Source organism: Metabacillus malikii, assembly GCF_030813355.1.
GTDB classification, from domain to species: domain Bacteria; phylum Bacillota; class Bacilli; order Bacillales; family Bacillaceae; genus Metabacillus; species Metabacillus malikii.
The window spans coordinates 25,004-49,221 of the sequence record NZ_JAUSUD010000009.1; the positions used below are offsets into that span (position 1 = coordinate 25,004).

Below are 24,218 nucleotides of genomic sequence, written 5' to 3' on the forward strand. Positions count from 1 at the left end.
AAAATAAAGTTAGTTGTTCTTCTACATCCCCAGTTTAAAATTAACAAATATTATAATTTTTAAATTTCCTTGTCATTTATTCTTCAAACGATTTTTCTCCACGATGAATCATTGATGGCTATTTTAGAATTTACAGAGCAGTCAAAATGTAAAACACTGCTAAACGGATTCTGTTACCTAACCCTTCACTTTTATGTTTGCTTGCAACAGGTTTTCTGACTTGTTCTTTCTGCCCTCTTGCTTCTCCTGATTTTGAACAACTTTCAGGGCATAATGTGTCCCGGAAATATAGATTCCCATGATAGATAGGTGATCAATTAAAAACCTTACTGTTGAATTATCATAGGACCAACCAAATGGGTTGTAAAAAAACAATTTAGAACCCATATCTCTTTCAAAAGAAGATTGGACCCCGTAAGCAACAATTAATACTGCCAAAACACGCAACATAATGGTTCGGATACGACTAGTACCTGTGATTCCTGTCATCCTCCGTACTGAACCCATAATCATTGCCCAAGATAAACCTATATGTATTGACATTATGATAAATCCCCAATAGGCAGTCTGAACGTGTATTTGCCGTAGTGTCATATCGTTATCTATAGGTATAAAGGGGAATAAGTCACTGGAAATCAACACAGCACTTATTATCATCAATGCCATAGTTACAAGAAATAATAGATTTATTACTATTTGAATAACGCGCCGTACATGAAACTTTCCTTTAAAAATCGCTTTATACCAACGTCGATTCAAAAAGTTATGGATAATAAATAATGAAAGTACGACAACTCCAACGACTTCATGGACCATATTTCCAGTAATATAGTAAGCCATCCCTACTAACATAAGAATTGTCATAACTAGGTCATTTACCAGTTTGAATAATGTCTTTCGATTCAACCCACTCACCTCTTTTACTTCTTTTAGTTGGATTGCAATTCCATTGTAAATATGTATCTATACATGAATGGAAATATATTCATTAGCTTTTATATCTCTGTAAATACATCGTCAAAAGAACGTCCTGAATGATTTTTGCTTTTTCTTCATTACCTATTAATCTACTTTCTTTTTTATTTACATTTATAGAATCATTCGTATGATTAGATATCAAGCTTATATGCCAGTCCTCTGTATCGATACTCGCGATTTGGCTATCTCTATTACGTTGTACATTCTCCTCTAAATTAAACTCTTTCATCTGGTCCATCGAATTCATATATTGATCCCTTTCCTGATTTGCATGGCAGGTATAACATCGTCCAATAGCTGGGCCACCAATACCGTCTTCCATCACTTCTCTGTCAGGCGTAAATGCCTGAAATTCCCATTCGCCAGTACGCTCTTCTGGCGAGTACTGGGAACCCCAACCGGTCCGCTTTTCCATTACTAAATAATGCTCAAGCTCTCCACCTCGAAATCCTTCGAGAGTGATAACGGTGCCGCTCGGAAGCTCCTCTCCATTCTGTACAGCTTCAATTGCTTCCCTACTATTTACATAGATGTTTTCATGAATATCACCCCGATCATATGTTGCAAACACAATTCCTTCCTCAAGGTCCTCAGGGAATTCAACAAGGTGAGCTCCAGAACCAATCTCTGCGTATTCTTGATTCTGTCCGGTCGTTTCCTCTTGCATCTGTTGAGAAGTATCATCCTGATTCTGTTGAGAAGTTTCAATAGTTACATTATCATTGTTGCTGCATGCAGTAAGGGTAAGGGATAGCAGTAATCCAAGTGCCTTAATGAATCGTTTATTCATCCTGTAGTTCCCTCCAATTTTTTATTTATTATCATGTTTTTTATCTTATATCTGTCCATCTTTCTGGCTGTTTCACTCCTGAATTTTTTCTAAATATTTGTATGATGTAAGTAAATTTACCTTTTATAGTTAACTCTAAGGCAAGAAAAATTGTTTTTTTTAAGGAAAGAAGAAATAAGCCCTAAAAGCATGCTTTGAGGGTAGTTTAAAATTATCCCAGTAATATATAGAGTCTTTTATTCTTATTTACTAATTATTTTCTGCCAAATCAAAAGCGACATTTATATCACCGTCTCCGACAGCTAGAGCAAAGCTTACTGCCTCTTCAAAATAGCCTAGACGAGTGTAGCTATAAGTACTTGAGAAGGTTTCATAAAACAATACCAGACCATTATCCCCATACAACATGATATCTCCCGCATTAATCTCCCCGGGTCTCTCGGAATTTGTTGGGAGTGTATCTGGTAAACTATAGAATTTTTCATTACTATTAACATCGCTCATATTTATGTCTAAAGGTAGTTTTTCAATGAAAGCCTGAGTGGTTTGGTTATTGTAAAGCTTGGCAGAAAATACCTGATCGCCTATAGTTATGTTTAAATCTATCATCGTTGATGGATTTGACATATCAATATCCCTCGTTTCTTGAATGGAGTCACTGGTTGGCAATTCCTCTTGATTCGTTTCTTCACTTTCATTTGTTTCACTAATAGTACAGGCAGTCAGACCAAAGCTAAAAATAAACAAACAAAGGATAGAAAAGTATTTTTTCATTCTATGTAATCCTTTCTACATGCTTTTTACTAGTATTCATATATATATTTTCTGTGAAAAATGGTTCTATCTATTTAAATAAAATTAAATCTGTTTACCATAAAGAGCTGCACCGTCAACATTAGGAATCACAAAGAATTATTCCTGACTGGCTTCAATTTTTTTTAACATTTTCGCAGGCACCCCTCCTACGATAACATTAGGAGGGACATCTTCTGTAACAACTGCACCAGCTGCAATAATAGCGCCATCACCAATGTTTACACCGGGAACGACTGTGGCATTTGCTCCAATCCAGACATCATTACCAATCGTAATGGGTGCAGGATGCATTGTACCACGCTTTTTAGGATCAATGTCGTGATTAAGAGTAGCCAAAACTACATTGTGTCCAATGAGAACACCATCGCCAATTGTAATTCCACCTTGATCCTGAAAGCGACAACCTGAGTTGATAAAGACATTCTTGCCCACATTAATGTTTTTCCCACAATCCGTATAAAAAGGAGGGAACATAGCAAATGTTTTATCTACCGATTTGCCAATCAACCGGGAAAATAGTTCCTGAACTTCTTGGGGCGTATGATAATGTCCGTTCAACTCAGCGGTTAACTTCAATGCTTCTTGCGAGACTTTGTGCATCACCTGATGCATCTCCGAACCTCCCTCAACCGCTTCACCTCGGTTCAAGTGCGCTAAAAAGTCATTAATATCCATTAAAATCCTCCTTGTCAATATGATTTATCAAGTATAATTTATTAAAATCGGATGGGAGACAGACAATTTTATCTTTTAGTGAGTAATGTCATATTAGGTGATGCATTATATATATAATTATTCATGTAGGCATTCTTACCATAAGGCAAGAGGCTGTTTCATGCTAGGTTTTGGATAGATTGAGTCTAATTGTTGCAAATCTTGCTGTGTTAATTGAATCTCAACTGCTTTCACATTATCGATCATATGAGTGGTATTACTAGATTGTGGAATAGCAATTGTTTTACCATTTCGAATACACCATGCTAATAAAATTTGAAAAATATCTGATTGGTGTCTTTCAGCAAGTTCCTTTAAAACTTTTTGTTTAGTTAGGTTGGTGCCAAAACTATCCCCCCGAGCAACTGGAGAATAGGCGATTAGTGGCATTTCAAGTTTGTTCATCATTGGTACTAAATCGAATTCAATTCCTCGATCTCCCAAATTATAACGTACTTGATTTGTTGCACACTTCATCCCATCAGGCAGTGTCATTATTTTTTCTATGTCATCAACATCTAAATTAGAAACACCCCATGACTTAATTTTACCCTGACTTTTTGCATTCTCTAAGGCTTCAATCGTTTCTTTAATAGGAATATTCCCTTTCCAATGGAGTAAGTATAGGTCTAAATAATCTGTATTTAATCTTTTTAAGCTATTTTCTAAACTGATCGGTAATTGCTTTTTCGAGGCATTTGAAGGAAGAACTTTTGAAATCAGAAATAATTCTTCACGGTTATAAGGTTTAATAGTGTGAGCAACTAATTTCTCTGCATTTCCATCACCATACATTTCAGCAGTATCAATAACTTGAACGCCATTATCTAGACCAACTCTTATTGCTTCTACTTCTTGATCAAATCTATCTACCTGATCTCCCATATTCGAAGTACCTATACCTATAGGGAAAACCTTTCTTCCTGCAATTTTTACTTTTTTCAATTTCTTCACTCCTAAAATGAATCAATAGCCAAAATATATTTTCATTTATCTCTTTAAATTAACTTTACATGTTCTCTTCAAAAAACATGTTAATACTTATAGTTAACTCTAGGTCAAGTATTAAATTCATTAAATTGGTGTTTTGCAAAAAATATATAGAGGTAACCTTCACTATTAAATACCATCCACCTCTTGAAACTTTGACACAAAAAAATGTCCATGATAATATTCATTCCATAAACATAAAGTTAACTAGAGCTTAAGATTTTTCAAGAAAGGAAGATACATTATGAACACATATTCAATTGGGGAAGTTGCAAACGAATTGAATCTTACAGTGTATACTTTGCGTTACTATGACAAAGAGGGTCTTATGCCTTTTGTAGATCGTACACCAAGCGGTACAAGAGTGTTTAAGGATTCAGATATCGAGGCTTTAAAAATTGTTGAATGTCTGAAGTCTACTGGAATGCCTATAAAGGAGATTAAAACTTTCTTTGAATGGTGTTCTGAGGGAGACTCTACGTTAAAACAAAGATATGAAATGTTTATGGAACGTAAAGCCATTGTAGAGGCTCAAATGGAGGAACTAAAAAAGACAATGGAACTAATTGAGCATAAATGCTGGTATTACAATACTGCAATAGTAGCAGGAACAGAGGATGTTCATAAAGAGGATAAAATAGAGCTTCCTGTTAAGGACTAAAAGAAAACTACCTGTATTTCATTTTTGTGTGAATGAAATATAAGTAGTTTTTCATTTTATTATTCAACGAGTTTCAAACTCTCTCCACCACTTTCCATAATCATAAGTTTCTTGAACATCACTTCATTAATTCCACAGTATGCTCCTATTATGACTACGTTTTCCATGAAACAATTTTGTAAAAATTTATCAAAAGAATTATATACTTTATAGTTAGCTAAATATTAATAAAAATAAATTTTTAATTTACCCCTTGCGTTAGAGTTAACTCGAGCCTCTATACTATCCCGTGTACCCTAAATGTATTCAAAAATAAATGTCAATTAGACAAAAGGAGATAGACCATTATGAAAAATGATTTAACTATTACTCAAGTGTGGGATAAAGTTTTCCAAAAAAGTGATGAGGTCAATCATCGTAAGGTAACTTTCCCTAACCGCTACGGCATAACATTAGTTGCTGATTTATATGAGCCAAAAAACATAGGTGGGAAGCTTTCAGCTATTGCTGTATCTGGACCATTTGGGGCTGTTAAAGAGCAATCATCTGGACTATATGCACAAACAATGGCAGAAAGAGGATTTTTAGCCATTGCCTTTGACCCGTCATTTACTGGTGAAAGTGGAGGAAATCCTCGATATGTTGCATCACCTGATATCAATACAGAAGATTTCCAGGCAGCTGTAGATTTCTTATCAACTCAGGATAATGTCGATCCTGAAAAAATAGGGATTATTGGAATATGTGGCTGGGGTGGAATGGCTATAAATGCTGCAGCTATTGATACAAGAATCAAAGCTACAGTCACATCTACAATGTATGATATGTCTCGTGTGAATGCGGAAGGATATTTTAACGCAATGGACGAGGATGCGCGATATGAAGCGCGAAAAAGCTTAAATGCACAAAGAATTGTGGATTATAAAAATGGAGATTACGCAAGAGCTGGAGGAGTTCCTGATCCACTTCCAGCAGATGCACCATACTTCGTAAAAGACTATTATGATTACTATAAAACAGATCGCGGGTATCACAATAGATCATTAAATTCAAATGAAGGATGGAATATTACTTCATCATTATCATTTATGAATATGCCAATTTTACAATACAGTAACGAAATTCGTAATGCCGTTTTAATGGTCCATGGTGAAAAAGCACATTCTTTATATTTTACTCAGGATGCGTTTGAAAAATTAACTGGAGATAATAAGGAATTACTGGTTGTTCCTGGCGCTTCTCATACTGATTTGTATGATCAAACTGATATTATCCCTTTTGATAAAATAACTCAATTTTTTCAAACAAATTTAATCTAAATTAGATAAACATAGGAATATAAAAAGTTTTTACTCAATGAAACGTATACCTCCATATCATTTTAATTGCAAAAGATATGGAGGATTTGTTTTCTTCTTTTATTGAAACCAATACACTACTGATTGAACTTATACATACTCCTATCAACACTAGCCGACTGTTCAAGTCGGTTAATAATCATGAAATTTATTGGAGGAATTAAAATGGCAAAACATGAAGATGTAAAAAATGGCGTTATTTTCCCGGTTGGCGAGAAAAATGAAGCATATGCACAATACTTTGTGGGACAAAGTTATCTTCAAGGATTAGTTGCTGACCCTAAAGTAAATGTTGGTGTCGGAAATGTAACTTTTGAACCTGGATGCAGAAATAACTGGCATATCCATCGTGATGGATTTCAGATTTTATTGGTAACTGGTGGCGAAGGATGGTATCAAGAAGAAGGAAAACCTGCTCAATTCTTAAAAGTTGGCGATGTTATCGTCACTCACGATGGTGTGAAACACTGGCATGGTGCCTCAAAAGATAGTTGGTTTGAACACATTGCAATCACTGCTGGTACTCCTGAATGGTTGGAACCAGTATCAGATGAGGTATATAACAAAGTAAAATAATTACTAAGATCTAATACAAAATTAGCCGATTCTCCCTAATTGGAAGAATCGGTTTTTGCGTTACTTTGTGAAGAAATCCGTTAGTTTAAGTGAAAACCTTCACAATATCAGGAATTTTCATACTAAAACCATACTAAAAAATACCAGATTACGGTTCTAATTCCCCAAAAATTATTCCAATAGTTATTGCGCAGTAAAAGTCTACTACGCAATATACAACAAATCCCCCGCAATTTTACCCTATTGTTAAAGAATCACAAAAAAAGCAGAGACCCTTATTTAGTCTCTGCATCATTACTATTTAAAACTATTTGAACCATCTCACAATGGCTTGAGAGGATAGAATGAATGTCATTTGAGTATGTCCGTTCTCGGAAACATATCCACTATTTCCGTAACAAACACATAAGGCTCATAAATTCATCGGCAAATTGGAATTTATCTCACTCATATTATTTACAAATCAGCCCAGACATCTACTTAAAAAGAAGTGTAATGTGAAATACGTTCATATGCTCATCCGATAAATCCTGTTTTCCTTTTAAAGAAATATAAATAGATAAAATCCATCTTCATAATCCCACGATTTCATATCGTCATATTATCACATTCCTTATATATACTGTTTCAGCCAGTCTGGCATGTTAGGGTCATCAATTGCCCAAGATTCTTCAAAACGCTCGTCTTGGTCCCAGTTGTTTTCATCACCGTCAAAGAACTTCTGCCTGTGACACTTGTACTTAACAACTTCGTTTCCTTCAAGTCTATACTCGTTCCAATAATAATTCTGCTTACCATAACCCTTCCATTCGTTAGTAGTGTAAATTACCATATACATCATCCTTTCGTTATTTACAAATTCCTATTTATCAGTATTAAACAGGTAACTTTCATTTCGCAATTTAATACATCTACACATATGGATTTAAAAGGAATTTCTTTGTCCCTTTTTTATTTTTATCATCAATTATTAAATCACAAATCAATTTATCTATATCACTAAAATCCATGTCTGGTTTAAACCCTTTATCTGGTTTTAACCAATGATTCATCATCAATCTGTCAAACTGATGTAGATGGTCTTGAAGTACTTTGTACTGTTATTCTTCTTATATACTCGCACTTGTCAAAATTGGTTATGAATCTCATAATCCCCTAATATGGTTGTTTACTCATCTTCGTATTCTTGCGATAAGGTGCGATTTTTTAATGTAACTACAATTTTTGAAAGAATCTTTGTTGGATCCATATCCTTGTGATCACTTGAAAGTTGTCCCTTTTCAGGTTTTATAAAGAACTGTACTTTATCCTTACTTCCTTTGTATCCTATATAAAGCACTACTATAGTATTTCCATCCTTATCCGTTTTGACATTGGTATTTATCCAATAGTCAGGATCCGGTTTGATTTTTTCCTTTACTTCTGGAATATACCAATCATCTAACCTAATAAGCTTTGCATCCTTAAACAGTTCAATATTCAGTAACTTTTGGCAACGTGAATAAACTGATTTTAGGCTATCAATTTCTATTCTTTTTTGGCACTTTGGACAGACAAGTCCTACTTCGCTGTATTCATTATTAATATTCAATTCAATTTCGGGATGCTTAGAACAATGTAAATGAATACCATCTTGATTACAAAAATAATAATCCTTCCAGCTGATTTCTTTCGTATAATAATTTGTACAATCTCCACGTATTACCTTTGACTCCTCATGTAAACTGCATTTACGAAAGGAAATATCATCGTCTAATCGATATATAATTTTATCTTCCATAGCTTTTGGCCCCCTATACTATTCTTTTTTTAAAGCTGGCAAGACTACCCCTAAATACTCCTGCCAATAATCATTATCACTAGCAATAAATAATAAAATCTCTTATTAAATCATACCAGAATATATGTAAACCTTGTTACTATTTTCCATATTTATGCCATCAGTTATTGCACAGTAAAAGTCTACTACGTAATAAGATTTACCCATAAGCAAAAAGCAAAATATTCATTCCCTATTCATGTCCATAACTTAATCCTGAAGTGAAAACTGCTTTATTAAAGTGCAAATACTCTTAGAGTAGATGTACTTTATATGCGGTTTTTTATTATATTTTTTCTAGGAAATCCATCTAATCTTCTACCCCCTAGCAAATTTCCCATTCTTCTAATTCGCTATTACTATATGAACTGATAGTTTTGCTTAAATGAATCCTTTTAATATAGCTCTTATTTACCCAGATTATTTTTCCATATTTTGGCCCAACGAAAATATTATTCACCTGCCGATAACCAAGTATCTCAAGTAAATAGGAGGTGAGTAACACGGAAGCAGATATAAATTAAGAAAAAATTTAAATCAAGGAATATATCAATTCATTTTTTATCCAAGGAAGTACTACCAAGGTAGAGTCTACTTAATAGCTTGGTAGATTTCTTAACTAAACAACAGGAGAGAACAAGATGGCCAGTATTCAAAAAAGAGGCAAAACTTATCAATACACTGTAAGTCATGTTGTAAATGGCAAACAAAAGCCTATTAGGAAAGGAGGTTTCCGGACTAAAAAGGAAGCGCAAATAGCCGCCACGGAAGTTGAGGCAGAATTACTAAAAGGTACCACACCTAATTTGAAACCAGTTCCTTTTGATGAGTATTTAGAAAACTGGTTAAAGCTATACAAGACCGATATAAATTCCAATACCCTTGCACGTTATAATGACACCCTACGGACCGTTAAAGATAGATTCGGGGGTATTCCTATTCAAAATATAAATAAACGCTCCTATCAAGCTTTTTTAAACGAATACGGACAGACCCACGCAAAGGAATCAACAAGAAAATTAAATACACATATTAGAGCATGTGTAAAGGAAGCAATTGATGAGGGATTAATTAGAGTGGATTTTACACGTGGTGCTACGTTAACAGGCAAAACTGGGAAAAAGTCAGAGGACAAGCATTTAGGTTATCAAGAAAGTCAATTGCTCCTAAAAGCAATACATGATTTAGATAATAAGACATTAACTCACGAATTATTATTGCTAGGTCTTACATCTGGAATACGTTTTGCAGAAATAGTTGGCTTGACAAGGAATGACTTTAATTTTGCTAATAATACAATAAATATCAACAAGTCCTGGGGATATACAAAAAAGATGCATGAAGGTTTTGGGCCAACCAAAAATGAGCAATCTGTTCGTGTAATTAAAATGGATAAGGAAACTATGGATGTATTCAAAAACCTATTTGATACCACACTAGACAATATACACGGACTTGTGTTCTTTTCGCCTTCATCGAAATATAAAGTTATTAGTAATGGTAATGCAAATAAGGTTTTGGAGAATCTTTTAAAGAAACTTAATATAGACCCTATCTCCGTTCACGGATTACGCCACACCCACGCCAGTGTACTTCTTTATGAAGGGGTTTCTGTCTATTACGTATCTAAACGGTTAGGTCATGGTGACATTGAAACAACATTAAATACGTATTCACATGTAGTTAAAGAATTGGAAGAAAGAGATCAGATGAAAAGTGTAAGTGTTTTCGAAAGGATGCTTGAAAAAACCGTGAAGGTAATGAAAATTTAAAAATTAATGTCCCTTATTAAAATTCTACTATGTACGTTCATGTTATTCTGGGTTAATACTTGTGTAAAAAATGTGTAAAGCGGTTTGATAACATACCTTTTTCTATCGTATCTCTAGAAAAATAAAAAACACGCTAACCGCTTGAAATATCAGCGTTTTAGCGTGTTTTCCGGATATCTTATCGTATCCTAAATTAACTTGGTAGCGTCCCAGGAGAGATTCGAACTCCCGACCGACGGCTTAGAAGGCCGTTGCTCTATCCAGCTGAGCTACTGGGACATTAGCTAAATATGTAGTTTGTAACGACTTTTTTATTATATATGTGTGTAATATGAAAGTCAATATATTTTTCGAAAAAAATGAACAATCTGTAAATCTAAAGATTTATTAGGGCTGTTTCTCCATATTGCTTATAGTTAGTTTTCGATATAGGTGCATCCCACTTACTTATATGTGGTAGGTGGTGGACTTCCCATGACGTACGCCATGTGAGTTCCACCTACACGTATCTAGGGCAGTGTTCACTTCCCATCACAATTTTCAGGCTTATTATAGTCCCTACGGAAATCTTAAGAATTAGCCCTTACAGATTGAATTGATTTGATAATTCATTTACTTTCTCACCAGTCACTTCAAAAAAATTGACATTGACATGATCCTTTTCCACTTCAAGAATTGCATAAGTTTTTTTCCTGCTTAAGACAGGTAAGCGAATGCTTCCCGGGTTAATAAAAAGCCTGTTATCATTTTTTTCTACTGCAGCGATGTGAGAATGTCCGTAACAAATAATGTCGGCTCCTATTTCTTCCGCTCGGTATTTTAAATTCATTAAGGTAGCTTTCACATTGTATAAATGCCCATGTGTCATATACAATTTATATCCATTCATATCATGGATTATTTCATTAGGAAAGTCTTCGCCAAAATCACAATTGCCTTTGACGATGGAATAAGGAGCTAAATGCTCACTATCTTTAGCTAACTCGGAATCTCCACAATGCAATAACAAATCAACTTCATCCTTATGACGCTTTGTAATTTCATCTATTTCATTCGTTAAACCGTGACTGTCACTTATAATCAATACGTTCATCATATGCGCCGTCCCTTTGTTTTTGGTTATTTAATTAGCTCAATTAATTTTTTTAACGCCATTGCACGATGACTAATATTATTTTTTTCTTCGCTTGATAAGCTTGCCATCGTCTTCATCTTCTCTTTTACGATAAATATCGGGTCATATCCAAAACCATTTTCTCCGCTAGGCTGTTCGGCGATATACCCTTCACAAGTTCCTAGTACCGTTTTAGTTGCCTCACCTGGGGAAGAAATTGCTAATGCACAAACGAAGCGAGCTGTTCGATCCTGTTGGTTGTGAACAGTTGATAATTTTTCAAGTACCTTATTCAAATTATCTTTGTCATCCTTATGTAAGCCGGCATAACGTGCAGAATATACTCCTGGTTCACCATTTAGATAATCTATCTCTAAACCTGAATCATCTGCGATTGTTCGTTTATGATATGCATTTGCAATAGCTTCAGCTTTTAATATAGCATTTTCCACAAATGTTGCTCCTGTTTCTTCCACATCTATTGAGTCAGTAAAATCTAACAATGAAATCACGTTGTAGCCAAGTGGCTCTAACAATGCTTTAAATTCACGAACTTTTCCAGTATTTTTCGTTGCAATAATAATCTCTGTCAAATTATATCATCCTGTTTTTATATTTTTATCAATTATGTGTGCTAAATTTCCTAGCGCAATCTTTTGTATTTCGATTAACGATTGTACACCTTCCTCGGCTAAGTCGAGAAGTTCGTTAAGTTGGCTTCTTGTGAAAGTTGATTCTTCACCAGTCCCTTGTACTTCAACTAAATTGCCTTGAGATGTCATAATGACATTCATGTCAACTTGTGCTGAAGAATCTTCCTTATAATTTAAATCTAGTATCTCACCGTGTTGTTTGTCAACTCCTACTGATACTGCAGCTAAATAATCTGTAATGGGTAATGTCTTTAACTTTCCTTGATCGATTAGCTTTCCAAGAGCGATCGTCATAGCAACAAAGGCTCCAGTAATTGAAGCTGTACGAGTTCCTCCGTCAGCCTGGATGACGTCACAATCAACCCAGATTGTTTTTTCGCCTAGCGCTTTTAAATCAACTACTGCTCTTAATGCTCTCCCAATTAAACGCTGAATTTCCATCGTACGCCCAGTAATTTTCCCTTTTGAGGATTCTCTAATCGTTCGTTGTTCTGTAGCTCGCGGGAGCATCGAATATTCTGCTGTAATCCATCCTTTGCCTTCCCCGCGCATAAATGGGGGAACTCTGTCTTCAATGCTTGCATTACAAATAACTTTCGTATTTCCTACAGTTATTAAGACGGAGCCTTCAGGGTGAATAATGAAATCTTTTATCATTTCAACTTTTCTTAATTGATTTACTTCGCGTCCATCATGTCTCATATCCGTACCTCCACTAAACAAACTCTTTTATGTATTTCCAAATGAAGAAAGAGGTAGCTTTATTTAAGCATACCTCTCATTACCCATCTTTAGTATATCAAAAACATCTAATTAAAAACTACCTGTGTTTACTTTTGCTGGTCTTGTTACAGCTTCTGATAGCTTTTCACCGTTTTCATTTAGCAAGTCAGCCTTACCATTTACAGTTATGGCAACACTGTCGACACCTTCTTGCTCTGTTAATGTTAATACTAGTGATTCTAGAACTTGAGATGAAACGATTTTTTGTTCTTCATCAAAGCTACCGTAAATTGCTTCATTGAAGTCTAGCGTTACTTTTCCATCTTCAAGTTTTGGCGCGCTTAACAACTCCACTCCATTTTGGAATTCTGTTAACAGCCCTGTTGCTAAAGCTGGTCCATTCACTAATTCTTCAACTGCAGATACGATTGGATCTGTCTCCGTGTTGCTTACCCTTTTCGTGACTGGAACAAAATACTCCTGCCCGTCGGTTTCGGCACTATAATAAACTGTTAATGGGTGAGTATTTGTAAAATCTACGACATCTGAAGAATCATGATTAATGCCATCTTCTCTACTTACACCATCATGAATTGGCGTACCAGCTACAGGCATCTCTTTTTGCTCATGTCCGTTAACCCATATTTTAACCTTTTCAACTGAATCAAATTGCGTTAACGTCCAAGTAATTGCTTGAAGTATTTTCTCTTCATCTTCTTTATTGTATGAAGTGAATTCTTTTGAAAAATCTGCAGTAGCAACCCCATCTTTAATATTAACACCAATTACCTCCGTATCTTGAGGGAGCACTGCTCTAAAACCATTTGGCAGCATTTCTGAAATTGGTCCACCTTCTACTAAATGTTCTAAGGCTAATTTTGCAACACTTTTCGTTTCTGGTAAGTTTACTGTATACGGAACAACAAAGCCATTTTTATCAATTAAATATAATTGACTTGCCATTTTTTCAGCTGCTTCTTCACCTGCAACATCCTCTACTTTTCCTTGTTCATTAATTTGCTCGCCATCTTTCGTGAATGTTACATCTTGTGGTGGGTCAATCTCCTTTGTTGCTTTCTCAGCATCAAATAGTCCACAGCCTGAGAGTAACATCGATGATGCAATAACCGTAATCGCAATCTGTTTGTTGTATTTAGACATTCAAATCCCTCCAAAGGCAGTTTGTACTAATATGTATACGAGCTATCCTCAGTTTTAGACCGATTTTTTGTACAAAATGTCTTTTCAAGAGAATGAAAGATTAAGTGAAACTCAATCAGTGGGATTCAAACTTACTAAACATCTCTAATGATCTCTTTATGATTTGAAGTGGAAATCTTCTTACGGACGGTTGCACCGAGAAAAAAAGGACAATTAAGAAGTAGCTTTAGCACTTCCATTCATACATCGAACGTGAAGGCAAGCCTTTCTTCTATCATGTCCTTTTTTTATCAAATATGTTTTGCATTTTCAAGTGAGATTGATTTGACATTTTCAATAGGCTGTTCAAACCATTTTGATGCAATTTTCTCAAAAAGTTGTTTTGGTCCTGTTGTTAAGAATTGATGTTCCTTTTTACCGGCTGTTTGATTAAGTGCTTTTTTAAACGATAAGATTGTACTAACTTCCCTTGCTGTTTCATCACCGGAGCAAATTATTTTAACTGCTTGTCCCATATATTTCTCAATTTGGGGCTGTAATATAGGGTAATGTGTACAGCCGAGGATAAGTGTGTCAATTTTCGTCCCCTTAAATGACTGTAAAGATTGTTCGACTATTTCAGTAGCTTCATCACCTTCGTATTCCCCGCTTTCGACTAGCGGGACAAACTTTGGGCAGGCAAGACTATCTATTTTCAGTTGATTATTTAAAGTTTTTAACGCTGATTCATACGCTGCGCTTTTAATTGTATTCACTGTGCCAATAACACCGATATGATCATTCTTTGTTACTTTCACTGCAGTTCTAGCGCCAGGGAAGATTACTCCGATGACAGGAATTTGGATCGTTTCCTGGATTTCTTGAAGCGCGATTGCTGTTGCAGTATTACAAGCAATGACTAACATTTTTATATGGTGATTATCCAGAAGATAATTCGTCATTTCCCATGTGAATTTACGTACTTCTTCTGCAGGCCTAGGTCCATATGGACATCTAGCTGTATCTCCTAAATATATGATTTCTTCTTTTGGTAGTTGTCTCATGATTTCTTTTGCGACAGTTAAACCACCGACACCAGAATCAATGACTCCGATTGGACTTTTCAAAACATCGCCTCATTTTTCTTTCATTTCTTGTTGTAATTTCATTATCGATTTTGCAAGAACCTTCAGTTCCTCGTCTTCAAAGTTAGTTAGAATCGTATTAAGGTATTGCTGTCTTTTTTCTACGACTTCCTCAATCACACGTTCTCCCTCTTCTAATAGATGGATTCGTACAACTCTCCGATCTTTTGGGTTTCTAACTCTCAATACTAGTTTATTCTTTTCCATTCGATCGATTAAATCTGTTGTCGTACTGCAAGCCAGGAATAATTTGTTTGATAGTTCACCGATCGTTAAGTCTCCATCCTCCCACAACCATTGCAAAGCGGCAAATTGAGGTGGGGTTATTCCGTAATCACTTAGTATCCCTCGACCCTTTTGCTTAAGTATACCTGTTATATGACGCAGCGACTTTTCCAAGCTTACTACGGTTTGGTCTTTACTTATTTCAAGTTTATTTTTCAACTTTATACCCTCGCTAATAAGTAGTCAATCGTTGTTTTTATATTGTTATGTATCAACATTATAATTGTCTACGTTTTATATAAAAAAAGCAAGATTCAATTGCCCGTCACTTATCTATATACATCCTAATATGTTGGAACAGATAATAACCGGCTAACATTTTAACAGTTAGCCGGTATAGGTTAGAGCTCTAGTTCACCCATTCGAAGGAGCTCGACAACCGCTTGAGAACGTCCCTTTACACCAAGCTTTTGCATCGCATTCGAGATATGGTTCCGAACCGTTTTTTCACTAATGAAGAGCTCGCTAGCTATTTCTTTTGTTGTCTTATCTTGAACTAACAGTTCGAAAACTTCTCTCTCTCTTTTCGTGAGTAATGGCTTTGATTGAAACTCTTTCTCTTTCAAGTATTGTAACCCTCCTTGCTAAGGTGAGAGCTGATCTAACGGATGGGTATATATTTAGTCAACATATACTATGTGTATAAGATTCTTACTGTGACTGAATTACATCGGAAAAGGTTATTTATCTAAGTCCAATTTCATCCAGCCGTTTTTTATGACCAATTCTAGTTCATTCAATGTTACTAACCCACATATAAAATGATCATTGCTTATGATAGCGTATGTAAATATCATCTTTTTGTTCGTATTTAAAGGGTCTTTTCATAATGATAGTTATGTCATTTCTTTTGGCAATGAAAAAGGACTGACATATGTCAGTCCCCCTTACACTATTACCCTTGGTCACTACCAAAGAAGTTACGGAATGATTGGATTGCCGTGTCTCTATTTAACGCGGCAATTGAAGTTGTTAACGGAATGCCTTTCGGGCAGGATTGAACACAGTTCTGTGAATTACCACAGTTGGCTAAACCACCATCACCCATAATAGCTTCAAGTCGTTCAGCTTTGTTCATTTCTCCAGTTGGATGGGCATTAAATAAACGTACTTGTGATAATGGAGCCGGTCCAATGAAATTTGATTTACTGTTTACGTTTGGACATGCTTCTAAACAAACGCCACAAGTCATACATTTCGATAACTCATATGCCCATTGACGCTTCTTCTCAGGCATACGTGGCCCAGGCCCTAAATCGTATGTTCCATCAACAGGTATCCAAGCTTTCACTTTTTTTAGAGAGTCAAACATCCGTTTCCGGTCAACTTGTAAATCACGAATGACTGGGAATGTTCTCATCGGCTCTAATCTAATTGGTTGCTCTAATTTATCGACAAGAGCAGAACAAGATTGTTGCGGCTTGCCGTTAATAACCATCGAGCACGCACCACAAACTTCCTCTAAGCAGTTCATATCCCAATTTATCGGTGTTGTTTTCTTACCGTCAACATTTACAGGATTACGACGAATTTCCATTAATGCTGAAATAACGTTCATATTTGGACGATATGGTACCTCGAACGTTTCCTCATAAGAGTTTGCCTCAGGTGATTCTTGGCGAGTAATAATAAATCGAACTACTTTTTTCTCGCTCATTATTTATCCCCCTTTTTGCTTTTTGAGTAATCGCGTTTACGTGGCTTAATTAATGATACATCAACATCTTCATATTTGAATTCAGGTGCTGAATTTTCGCCAGTAAATGTCGCCATTGTTGTTTTTAAGAATTCCTCGTCATTTCGTTCAGGGAATTCTGGTTTATAATGCGCACCGCGACTTTCATTACGGTTATATGCACCTAGTGTAATAACGCGTGCTAGATGAAGCATGTTTTTCAATTGTCTTGTAAATGTCGCACCTTGATTACTCCATTTAGCAGTATCGTTGATGTTAATTTTTTCAAAGCGTTCCATCAGCTCTTGAATCTTCTCATCTGTTTTAAGGAGTTTATCGTTGTAACGAACAACTGTAACATTGTCTGTCATCCATTCCCCTAATTCTTTATGAAGCACATATGCATTTTCATTGCCATCTAGATTCATAATATGATTCCATTTATCTTCTTCTTTCTTGATGTAACCATCGTATAAAGTTGAAGATAGGTCTTCCGCACTCTTCTCAAGACCTTGAATATATTTAACAGCGTTAGGTCCAGCAACCATTCCTCCATACACTGCTGAAAGCAATGAGTTTGCACCAAGTCGGTTTGCACCGTGCATTGAATAGTCACATTCTCCTGCAGCAAATAATCCAGGTATATTTGTCATTTGGTCATAATCAATCCAAAGTCCACCCATCGAATAGTGAACAGCTGGGAAGATTTTCATTGGAACTTTACGAGGATCATCACCCATAAATTTTTCATAAATTTCAATGATACCACCTAGTTTGATGTCTAACTCTTTCGGGTCTTTATGCGAAAGGTCTAGATAAACCATGTTTTCGCCATTAATTCCTAGCTTTTGCTCAACACATACATCGAATATTTCACGTGTAGCAATATCACGTGGCACTAGGTTACCGTAAGCAGGATATTTTTCTTCTAGGAAGTACCAAGGTTTACCATCCTTATATGTCCATACTCGTCCACCTTCACCACGAGCAGATTCACTCATTAGTCGCAGCTTATCATCACCAGGAATCGCAGTCGGATGAATTTGAATAAATTCACCATTTGCATATGTAACCCCTTGCTGATAAACAATTGATGCTGCTGAACCAGTATTAATAATTGAGTTTGTAGATTTACCAAAAATAATTCCAGGTCCGCCTGTTGCCATAATTACTGCATCTGAACGGAATGATTCAATTTGCATCGAAGTAAGGTTTTGGGCTGTGATACCACGACAGACGCCGTCGTCATCAATAACAGCACCCAAAAACTCCCAGCCTTCATATTTCGTTACAAGTCCTGCGACTTCATAACGGCGTACTTGTTCATCTAACGCATAAAGCAACTGCTGCCCTGTTGTTGCTCCTGCAAAAGCAGTACGGTGGTATTGTGTACCGCCGAAACGTCTAAAATCTAAAAGTCCTTCCGGGGTACGGTTGAACATAACACCCATGCGGTCAAATAGGTGGATAATTGCTGGCGCAGCTTCTGCTAACGCCTTAACAGGTGGCTGATTTGCTAAGAAATCCCCTCCATAAACCGTATCATCAAAATGCTCCCAAGGAGAATCTCCTTCTCCTTTTGTATTAACTGCCCCGTTTATTCCACCCTGTGCACAAACTGAGTGAGAACGTTTTACAGGTACTAAAGAAAATAAATCTACTTGAACGCCAGCTTCAGCGGCCTTCATAGTTGCCATAAGACCAGCTAGCCCGCCTCCGACAACGATAATTTTATTATTACTCATTAACCCCACTCCTTTTAATCACTATTACTGGATCTGGATTAGACGAATGCAAAGATTGCGCGAACACCAACAATTGAAAGCGCTACAAATATTGCTAGCGTTACATATGTGGAAATCTGTTGTGAGCGTGGAGTAACCGTAATTCCCCAGCTTACTGCAAATGACCATAACCCATTCGCAAAATGGAAGATTGTTGAAATAACCCCTACTAAATAGATTACTAGCATAACAGGACTACTTAAAATAGATGCCATCATATCGAAATTCACTTCTTGACCGAAGGCAGCTGCTATTCTTGTTTCCCATACATGCCATACGATAAAAATAAATGCAATAATACCTGTAACACGTTGTAGCATGAACAACCAGTTTCTTAAGAAACTGTAATTGTTGACGTTGTTTTTTGCTGTAAATGCAATATAAACACCGTAAATTGCATGGTATAAAAGTGGAACGAAAATCACAAAGATTTCCAATAGATACCGAAAAGGTAACATTTCCATAAAGTGTGCTGCTTGATTAAATGCTTCCGCACCTCTTGTTGCAAAATGATTGACGACAAGATGCTGCACTAAAAACAGCCCTACAGGAATGACACCTAATAACGAGTGAAGCCTACGATTGACAAACTCTCTGTTTCCAGCCATTACACATACCCCCTAGTTCGATAGTACACACACATTTTTAATCGTTATAAAAAGATTTACCCTTTATTTCCTTATAAACTCATTTTCTATGAATATATGGAAATATTAATGGGTAATGACAAAAAAAGTACATATATGCCACATAATTGTGACAAATCCATTTTACTCTCATAAAAGTATAGCGTCAAGAAAACGCGTTCATAAATTTAAATTTTTCGACAAATCGGTTTTATTTATAAATTTATTTTATCACAATTATTTAATTCCACTTATTTTTAGTTAATATTACATGTTTTTCAGTATTGTACTTGTTATATAATAAACGTTAGAAAGAGGGGAATACCGTGAATAAACATTCGATACAATTGAACAGTGAAGAACTAAAGGAATTTCAAATTCCAGCTTTTGGCTATGAATTACTTAGAGAAGTATTGCTACCTAGTATATTAGGTAAAGAACATGCACAAATGCTTTACTGGGCAGGAAAAGATTTAGCCAGGAAATATCCGTTAAATTCTGTTGAAGACTTAATATTATTTTTTAATACCGCAGGGTGGGGAAGCTTACAATTACTGAAACAAACGAAACATGATTTAGAGTTCGAACTAAGCAGTGAACTTATTTCTCAAAGAATCGCACAGGCAAAGGACTGTAGCTTCCAGTTAGAAGCTGGTTTTATAGCTGAACAACTCCAAACAATCAACGGCTTTATTACTGAGACACATGAACAAGTAAAAAGACGTGCAAGAAAAGTTGTGTTCACAGCAAAATGGGATCAAAAGGATAAACTCGAACCTTCTACCGATTTAGGTAGTAGGAAGGAAAAAACTCGTTTTTAATTAATGCATATGGTGACACCTTAAGATAAGTATTTGTTAATAGCAAATGCGATTATGTCAGACCCTCAAACATAATCTTCAATGACTGAATGTTGGAGAGGTCTGACATGTATTAATTACTCTCTTTATGACTATTTACACATTTAAAGGTTCTTTAGAAAGTTCAAATGAACTATGCAGTGCTTCTACAGCAGTTACCATTTGTTCACCAGAAATGACTGTAGAAACTTTTATTTCTGACGTACTCACCATCTTTACGTCAATACCTTGTTCAGCCAAGACCTCAAACATGTTAGCTGCTACCCCTGGATTTGATACCATTCCGGAACCGACGATTGAAACTTTTGCTAAGCCTGTTTCGTATTCAATATGTTCATAGCCCAAACTTGATTTATGCTGTTCAAGTATCTTCAATGTATCGTCTAAATCACTTGTTTTGATTGAAAAAGAGATAGAGATTTTCTTATCATTCGTTGTACTTTGGATGATAATATCGACGTTTAAATTGTGATTAGCGAGCGTAGTGAAAATTGTCGAAAGTGTTGTTAATTCATTTGGCAATCCTAAAACTGACACCTTCGTTACCTGATCCTCAAATGCAATTCCTTTAACGACTAAGTTTTGCTCCATGCTTGTTTCCTCCTCAACTATGGTTCCTCTTTCATCTTCCATGCTTGAACGTACTTCTAACGGAATTTGATAATTTTTTGCAAATTCAACAGCCCTTGGGTGAAGCACACCTGCTCCTAAGTTTGCCAATTCCAACATTTCATCGTATGAAATAGCTTCAAGCTTTCTGGCTTCTTTTACAACTCGCGGGTCTGTTGTAAATACTCCTGTAACGTCTGTATATATATCGCACTTATCAGCGTTTAAACTAGCAGCAATTGCAACTGCGGTAGTGTCTGAACCTCCACGACCTAACGTCGTAATTTGTCCTGCTGATGAAGCACCTTGGAAACCAGCTACAACAACAATTCGTCCCTTATCTAATTCTGCTTTGATTTTAGCAGGATTAATATTTGTAATTCTTGCATTACTATGCTGCTCTTCCGTTTCGATACCAGCTTGCCAACCAGTAAAAGAAATTGCATCATAGCCTTTGTTCTGAAGTGCCATTGTTAATAATGAAATGGTTACTTGCTCACCAGTTGCTAGCAGCATATCCATCTCTCGTTTGCTCGGTTTAGAAGTAATTTGATTTGCTAATTCTACTAGCTGGTCCGTTGATTTCCCCATTGCCGATACAACGACAACGACTTGATTACCATTTTCCATTTCTTGAATGACCCTGTCTGCTACATGTAAAATTCTTTCTGCAGATCCGACTGATGTACCACCAAATTTTTGAACAATAATGCCCAATTTTTATCTCTCCCTTCTTATTTAACTCAAATGATCGAACTTGTATGATAGAAGGCTAGAGCTTAGAGTGCTTTCATTTAGACAAATAAAAAAGCAATGGGACATGTATATCCCATTGCTTCACCACGAAATAAAATTTCGTTTCATACAATGAGATAGCTCTCCAAGAAAACAATTCGTTTCTTGACAATTTTACACCTATTAAATGTAAAACCAGCAAATACAGCAATGGCTCTGTATCGCTTCGGCAAATTCCCCTTTCATCAGTTGTCATTAGAGTCCATTCTCCTCTAACTGATTACTATTGAAATTCGCACCTCTACCATCATTTAACAAAATAACGATCAATATGAAGTTATTAATACAGTATCAGAGTTTTTATAAAAGCACAAGCATTTATTCATTGTTTAAATGTTCAAAAATCGTCTTTGCTATCGTCTCAGGCATACCTGCTTCTTGAATTTGGTCGATAGTTGCTTCTTTCATTTTCTTTAAAGAACCAAAATGTTTAAGCAACATTTTCTTCCGCTGTGAACCAACTCCAGGAATATCGTCTAAAATTGACTGAAATGCATTTTTGCCTCGTAATTGGCGGTGAAAGGTAATCGCAAATCGATGGACTTCATCTTGTATTCTTTGAAGAAGATAAAATTCTTGACTATTGCGCTCTAAAGGAATGAATTCAGGCGGAGTACCGATAATTAATTCAGATGTTCGATGCTTATCATCTTTGACAAGACCTGCAATTGGAATTTCAAGCGCCAATTCATTTTCAAGTACATCTTGGGCAGCTGCTAAATGCCCCTTCCCGCCATCGATTACAATCAAATCTGGGAGTGGAAGTTCTTCCTTCAGTGCCCTGCTATACCTTCTTCTTACTACTTCTCTCATTGATTCGTAATCATCTGGACCTTGAACACTTTTTATTTTATATTTTCGGTAATGTTTTTTTGCTGGCTTTCCATCCTCAAACACAACCATTGCCGAAACAGGGTCTGTCCCTTGGATATTTGAGTTATCAAAAGCTTCAATCCGATGTGGTGTGTGTATCCCTAACTTTTCACCTAGGTTTTCGACTGCCTTAATTGTTCGTTCTTCATCACGTTCGATTAATTGAAACTTTTCTTGTAGGGCAATTTTTGCATTTTTATGAGCTAAAAGAATTAAGTCTTTCTTTTTGCCACGTTTAGGCTGCAATGTCGTCACATCTAATAACTTTTCTACTAACTCGATCTCAATACTATCTGGCAGAAGAATTTCTTTTGGTAAGAAGTGATTTGTTTTAGTATAAAACTGACCTAAATAAGTAAGAAACTCCTGCTCTGCACTGTCATAAATCGGGAACATTGAAACATCGCGTTCGATTAATTTCCCTTGTCTTATAAAAAATACTTGAACACACATCCAGCCTTTATCAAACGCATACCCAAATACATCACGGTCTACGTAATCATTCATCGTCATTTTTTGCTTTTCCATTGTTGCTTCAATATGAATGATTTGATCCCGGTATTCTTGGGCACGCTCAAATTCTAATTGCTCAGCCGCTTTCTCCATTTTATCCGACAATTCGGCTTTTACTTTTTTATATCCACCGTTTAAAAATTTTGTGATTTCATCGACCATTTCCCGATTCGTTTCTTCCGATATATCATTTACACATGGCGCTAGGCATTGCCCCATATGATAATATAGACAAACGCGATCAGGCATTGTCGAACATTTACGTAATGGGTATAAACGGTCAAGTAGTTTAATCGTTTCCCGTGCAGATTGTACATTTGGATACGGACCAAAATATTTCCCTTTATCTTTCTTGACTTGTCTCGTTGCGATTAAACGCGGATGACGTTCAGCTGTAATTTTTATAAATGGATACGTCTTATCGTCTTTGAGCATGACGTTGTATTTTGGGTCATATTTTTTTATTAAGTTTAATTCTAAAATTAACGCTTCTAAATTAGAAGATGTCACAATGTATTCAAAGTCGACAATTTCATTTACTAGACGTAATGTTTTCCCATCATGAGACCCAGTAAAATAGGATCTTACACGATTTTTTAATATTTTTGCCTTCCCTACATAGATCACTGTACCTTGTCTATCTTTCATAATGTAGCATCCCGGTTGATCAGGGAGAAGTGCAAGCTTTTCTTTAATATGGTCACTCATTTTAGCCAACACTCCTTTAATTGTACTTAAATATAGACAGTCATCCCCAACTCTAATGAATATTAGTTGCGCGGATTACTGTCTATTAAATATGTCTTTATATTCTACCATGGAATAACAATTTTCCACTATGTAAACTATTCGTAAACGAAGAAATGTTTTCCTCTATAAGTAGTGTAAATAGATTTCACTAAAAAGGTTGTCTTTATTTTGGATTATTTTTTAAGTGGAATGATTGTAC

General features: G+C 35.8%; 25 protein-coding genes, 1 tRNA gene and 1 riboswitch. Of the genes, 5 read left to right on the plus strand and 21 right to left on the minus strand.

The features are described 5' to 3' along the window. Nucleotides 1-177 precede the first annotated feature (177 nt). From J2S19_RS10375 to J2S19_RS10395, 5 genes are all read right to left on the minus strand, one after another. Complete coding sequence (locus tag J2S19_RS10375) at nucleotides 178-906, minus strand: DUF4405 domain-containing protein (protein ID WP_307341117.1); 729 nt, start codon at nucleotides 904-906, stop codon at nucleotides 178-180. An 82-nt stretch (nucleotides 907-988) separates the two neighbouring features. Next, nucleotides 989-1,768, minus strand: a complete 780-nt coding sequence (locus J2S19_RS10380; RefSeq protein WP_307341119.1) for a cytochrome P460 family protein — start codon at nucleotides 1,766-1,768, stop codon at nucleotides 989-991. Nucleotides 1,769-2,017: 249 nt separating this feature from the next. Then, nucleotides 2,018-2,542 carry a cyclophilin-like fold protein gene (locus J2S19_RS10385; protein WP_307341121.1) on the minus strand — a complete coding sequence of 175 codons (525 nt, stop codon included), beginning with the start codon at nucleotides 2,540-2,542 and terminating at the stop codon, nucleotides 2,018-2,020. Between the two features lie 138 nt (nucleotides 2,543-2,680). Continuing rightward, nucleotides 2,681-3,259 (minus strand): sugar O-acetyltransferase, encoded by a 579-nt coding sequence (locus tag J2S19_RS10390; RefSeq protein WP_307341123.1) that lies wholly within the window; start codon nucleotides 3,257-3,259, stop codon nucleotides 2,681-2,683. A 135-nt stretch (nucleotides 3,260-3,394) separates the two neighbouring features. Continuing rightward, nucleotides 3,395-4,243: an aldo/keto reductase gene (locus J2S19_RS10395; protein ID WP_307341124.1), complete on the minus strand. Its 849-nt coding sequence runs from the start codon at nucleotides 4,241-4,243 to the stop codon at nucleotides 3,395-3,397. 289 nt (nucleotides 4,244-4,532) lie between these two features. On the opposite strand from J2S19_RS10395, the gene J2S19_RS10400 reads away from it, so the two are divergent. The 3 genes from J2S19_RS10400 to J2S19_RS10410 all read left to right on the plus strand — a co-directional run bounded on the left by J2S19_RS10400 (nucleotide 4,533) and on the right by J2S19_RS10410 (nucleotide 6,883). Further along, nucleotides 4,533-4,949 (plus strand): MerR family transcriptional regulator, encoded by a 417-nt coding sequence (locus tag J2S19_RS10400; RefSeq protein WP_307341127.1) that lies wholly within the window; start codon nucleotides 4,533-4,535, stop codon nucleotides 4,947-4,949. A 347-nt stretch (nucleotides 4,950-5,296) separates the two neighbouring features. Next, complete coding sequence (locus J2S19_RS10405) at nucleotides 5,297-6,268, plus strand: alpha/beta hydrolase (protein ID WP_307341130.1); 972 nt, start codon at nucleotides 5,297-5,299, stop codon at nucleotides 6,266-6,268. A 204-nt stretch (nucleotides 6,269-6,472) separates the two neighbouring features. Continuing rightward, entirely contained in the window at nucleotides 6,473-6,883 is a 411-nt protein-coding gene (locus tag J2S19_RS10410; RefSeq protein ID WP_307341133.1) for a cupin domain-containing protein, read from the plus strand. A gap of 613 nt (nucleotides 6,884-7,496) precedes the next feature. Here J2S19_RS10410 and J2S19_RS10415 read toward each other — a convergent pair. The 3 genes from J2S19_RS10415 to J2S19_RS10425 all read right to left on the minus strand — a co-directional run bounded on the left by J2S19_RS10415 (nucleotide 7,497) and on the right by J2S19_RS10425 (nucleotide 8,663). Next, a complete protein-coding gene (locus tag J2S19_RS10415) occupies nucleotides 7,497-7,715 on the minus strand; it encodes a hypothetical protein (protein WP_307341136.1) in 219 nt (72 codons plus the stop codon). 79 nt (nucleotides 7,716-7,794) lie between these two features. Then, on the minus strand, nucleotides 7,795-7,935 hold the full coding sequence (locus tag J2S19_RS10420; protein WP_307341140.1) for a hypothetical protein: 141 nt from the start codon (nucleotides 7,933-7,935) through the stop codon (nucleotides 7,795-7,797). Nucleotides 7,936-8,051: 116 nt separating this feature from the next. Then, nucleotides 8,052-8,663 carry a hypothetical protein gene (locus J2S19_RS10425; RefSeq protein WP_307341143.1) on the minus strand — a complete coding sequence of 204 codons (612 nt, stop codon included), beginning with the start codon at nucleotides 8,661-8,663 and terminating at the stop codon, nucleotides 8,052-8,054. 680 nt (nucleotides 8,664-9,343) lie between these two features. On the opposite strand from J2S19_RS10425, the gene J2S19_RS10430 reads away from it, so the two are divergent. After that, the gene (locus tag J2S19_RS10430; protein WP_307341146.1) at nucleotides 9,344-10,474 is read left to right on the plus strand and encodes a site-specific integrase; all 1,131 of its coding nucleotides are present in this window, start codon (nucleotides 9,344-9,346) and stop codon (nucleotides 10,472-10,474) included. A gap of 205 nt (nucleotides 10,475-10,679) precedes the next feature. Here J2S19_RS10430 and J2S19_RS10435 read toward each other — a convergent pair. The 11 genes from J2S19_RS10435 to J2S19_RS10485 all read right to left on the minus strand — a co-directional run bounded on the left by J2S19_RS10435 (nucleotide 10,680) and on the right by J2S19_RS10485 (nucleotide 19,601). Further along, a tRNA-Arg gene (locus tag J2S19_RS10435) sits at nucleotides 10,680-10,753 on the minus strand. A 304-nt stretch (nucleotides 10,754-11,057) separates the two neighbouring features. Further along, nucleotides 11,058-11,567, minus strand: a complete 510-nt coding sequence (locus J2S19_RS10440) for a metallophosphoesterase family protein (protein ID WP_307341442.1) — start codon at nucleotides 11,565-11,567, stop codon at nucleotides 11,058-11,060. 26 nt (nucleotides 11,568-11,593) lie between these two features. Next, a complete protein-coding gene (locus tag J2S19_RS10445; RefSeq protein ID WP_307341149.1) occupies nucleotides 11,594-12,181 on the minus strand; it encodes an XTP/dITP diphosphatase in 588 nt (195 codons plus the stop codon). Between the two features lie 6 nt (nucleotides 12,182-12,187). After that, nucleotides 12,188-12,943, minus strand: coding sequence for a ribonuclease PH (gene rph / locus J2S19_RS10450; RefSeq protein ID WP_307341152.1), 756 nt, complete (start codon nucleotides 12,941-12,943; stop codon nucleotides 12,188-12,190). A gap of 111 nt (nucleotides 12,944-13,054) precedes the next feature. Continuing rightward, a complete protein-coding gene (locus J2S19_RS10455) occupies nucleotides 13,055-14,125 on the minus strand; it encodes a GerMN domain-containing protein (RefSeq protein ID WP_307341154.1) in 1,071 nt (356 codons plus the stop codon). Between the two features lie 290 nt (nucleotides 14,126-14,415). Next, the gene (racE, locus tag J2S19_RS10460) at nucleotides 14,416-15,231 is read right to left on the minus strand and encodes a glutamate racemase (protein ID WP_307341157.1); all 816 of its coding nucleotides are present in this window, start codon (nucleotides 15,229-15,231) and stop codon (nucleotides 14,416-14,418) included. Between the two features lie 9 nt (nucleotides 15,232-15,240). Beyond that, nucleotides 15,241-15,693: a MarR family winged helix-turn-helix transcriptional regulator gene (locus J2S19_RS10465; protein ID WP_307341159.1), complete on the minus strand. Its 453-nt coding sequence runs from the start codon at nucleotides 15,691-15,693 to the stop codon at nucleotides 15,241-15,243. Between the two features lie 182 nt (nucleotides 15,694-15,875). Beyond that, the gene (gene gerE / locus J2S19_RS10470) at nucleotides 15,876-16,100 is read right to left on the minus strand and encodes a spore germination transcription factor GerE (protein ID WP_003184172.1); all 225 of its coding nucleotides are present in this window, start codon (nucleotides 16,098-16,100) and stop codon (nucleotides 15,876-15,878) included. Between the two features lie 329 nt (nucleotides 16,101-16,429). Then, nucleotides 16,430-17,191, minus strand: coding sequence for a succinate dehydrogenase iron-sulfur subunit (gene sdhB, locus J2S19_RS10475; RefSeq protein WP_307341162.1), 762 nt, complete (start codon nucleotides 17,189-17,191; stop codon nucleotides 16,430-16,432). After that, complete coding sequence (gene sdhA / locus J2S19_RS10480; protein WP_307341165.1) at nucleotides 17,191-18,954, minus strand: succinate dehydrogenase flavoprotein subunit; 1,764 nt, start codon at nucleotides 18,952-18,954, stop codon at nucleotides 17,191-17,193. Before sdhA ends, sdhB begins: the two co-directional genes overlap by 1 nt. A gap of 38 nt (nucleotides 18,955-18,992) precedes the next feature. Continuing rightward, on the minus strand, nucleotides 18,993-19,601 hold the full coding sequence (locus J2S19_RS10485) for a succinate dehydrogenase cytochrome b558 subunit (RefSeq protein ID WP_307341168.1): 609 nt from the start codon (nucleotides 19,599-19,601) through the stop codon (nucleotides 18,993-18,995). A 344-nt stretch (nucleotides 19,602-19,945) separates the two neighbouring features. Here J2S19_RS10485 and J2S19_RS10490 point away from each other — a divergent pair, with 344 nt between their 5' ends. Continuing rightward, on the plus strand, nucleotides 19,946-20,440 hold the full coding sequence (locus J2S19_RS10490) for a YslB family protein (RefSeq protein WP_307341171.1): 495 nt from the start codon (nucleotides 19,946-19,948) through the stop codon (nucleotides 20,438-20,440). 135 nt (nucleotides 20,441-20,575) lie between these two features. Here J2S19_RS10490 and J2S19_RS10495 read toward each other — a convergent pair whose 3' ends face one another. Together J2S19_RS10495 and uvrC are read right to left on the minus strand one after the other, a co-directional pair. Beyond that, complete coding sequence (locus J2S19_RS10495) at nucleotides 20,576-21,805, minus strand: aspartate kinase (protein ID WP_307341174.1); 1,230 nt, start codon at nucleotides 21,803-21,805, stop codon at nucleotides 20,576-20,578. Between the two features lie 148 nt (nucleotides 21,806-21,953). After that, nucleotides 21,954-22,135, minus strand: a riboswitch (Lysine riboswitch). Nucleotides 22,136-22,201: 66 nt separating this feature from the next. Beyond that, entirely contained in the window at nucleotides 22,202-23,977 is a 1,776-nt protein-coding gene (uvrC, locus tag J2S19_RS10500) for an excinuclease ABC subunit UvrC (protein WP_307341177.1), read from the minus strand. Between the last annotated feature and the right edge of the window lie 241 nt (nucleotides 23,978-24,218).

Excerpts from the sequence above, each read along its gene's own strand:
- J2S19_RS10380 (WP_307341119.1), bottom strand. The coding sequence starts at position 1,768 with ATGAATAAACGATTCATTAAGGCACTTGGATTACTGCTATCCCTTACC.
- J2S19_RS10385 (WP_307341121.1), bottom strand. The coding sequence starts at position 2,542 with ATGAAAAAATACTTTTCTATCCTTTGTTTGTTTATTTTTAGCTTTGGT.
- J2S19_RS10390 (WP_307341123.1), bottom strand. The coding sequence starts at position 3,259 with ATGGATATTAATGACTTTTTAGCGCACTTGAACCGAGGTGAAGCGGTT.
- J2S19_RS10400 (WP_307341127.1), top strand. The coding sequence starts at position 4,533 with ATGAACACATATTCAATTGGGGAAGTTGCAAACGAATTGAATCTTACA.
- J2S19_RS10405 (WP_307341130.1), top strand. The coding sequence starts at position 5,297 with ATGAAAAATGATTTAACTATTACTCAAGTGTGGGATAAAGTTTTCCAA.
- J2S19_RS10410 (WP_307341133.1), top strand. The coding sequence starts at position 6,473 with ATGGCAAAACATGAAGATGTAAAAAATGGCGTTATTTTCCCGGTTGGC.
- J2S19_RS10415 (WP_307341136.1), bottom strand. The coding sequence starts at position 7,715 with ATGGTAATTTACACTACTAACGAATGGAAGGGTTATGGTAAGCAGAAT.
- J2S19_RS10420 (WP_307341140.1), bottom strand. The coding sequence starts at position 7,935 with ATGAATCATTGGTTAAAACCAGATAAAGGGTTTAAACCAGACATGGAT.
- J2S19_RS10425 (WP_307341143.1), bottom strand. The coding sequence starts at position 8,663 with ATGGAAGATAAAATTATATATCGATTAGACGATGATATTTCCTTTCGT.
- J2S19_RS10430 (WP_307341146.1), top strand. The coding sequence starts at position 9,344 with ATGGCCAGTATTCAAAAAAGAGGCAAAACTTATCAATACACTGTAAGT.
- J2S19_RS10440 (WP_307341442.1), bottom strand. The coding sequence starts at position 11,567 with ATGAACGTATTGATTATAAGTGACAGTCACGGTTTAACGAATGAAATA.
- rph (WP_307341152.1), bottom strand. The coding sequence starts at position 12,943 with ATGAGACATGATGGACGCGAAGTAAATCAATTAAGAAAAGTTGAAATG.
- J2S19_RS10455 (WP_307341154.1), bottom strand. The coding sequence starts at position 14,125 with ATGTCTAAATACAACAAACAGATTGCGATTACGGTTATTGCATCATCG.
- sdhB (WP_307341162.1), bottom strand. The coding sequence starts at position 17,191 with ATGAGCGAGAAAAAAGTAGTTCGATTTATTATTACTCGCCAAGAATCA.
- sdhA (WP_307341165.1), bottom strand. The coding sequence starts at position 18,954 with ATGAGTAATAATAAAATTATCGTTGTCGGAGGCGGGCTAGCTGGTCTT.
- J2S19_RS10485 (WP_307341168.1), bottom strand. The coding sequence starts at position 19,601 with ATGGCTGGAAACAGAGAGTTTGTCAATCGTAGGCTTCACTCGTTATTA.
- uvrC (WP_307341177.1), bottom strand. The coding sequence starts at position 23,977 with ATGAGTGACCATATTAAAGAAAAGCTTGCACTTCTCCCTGATCAACCG.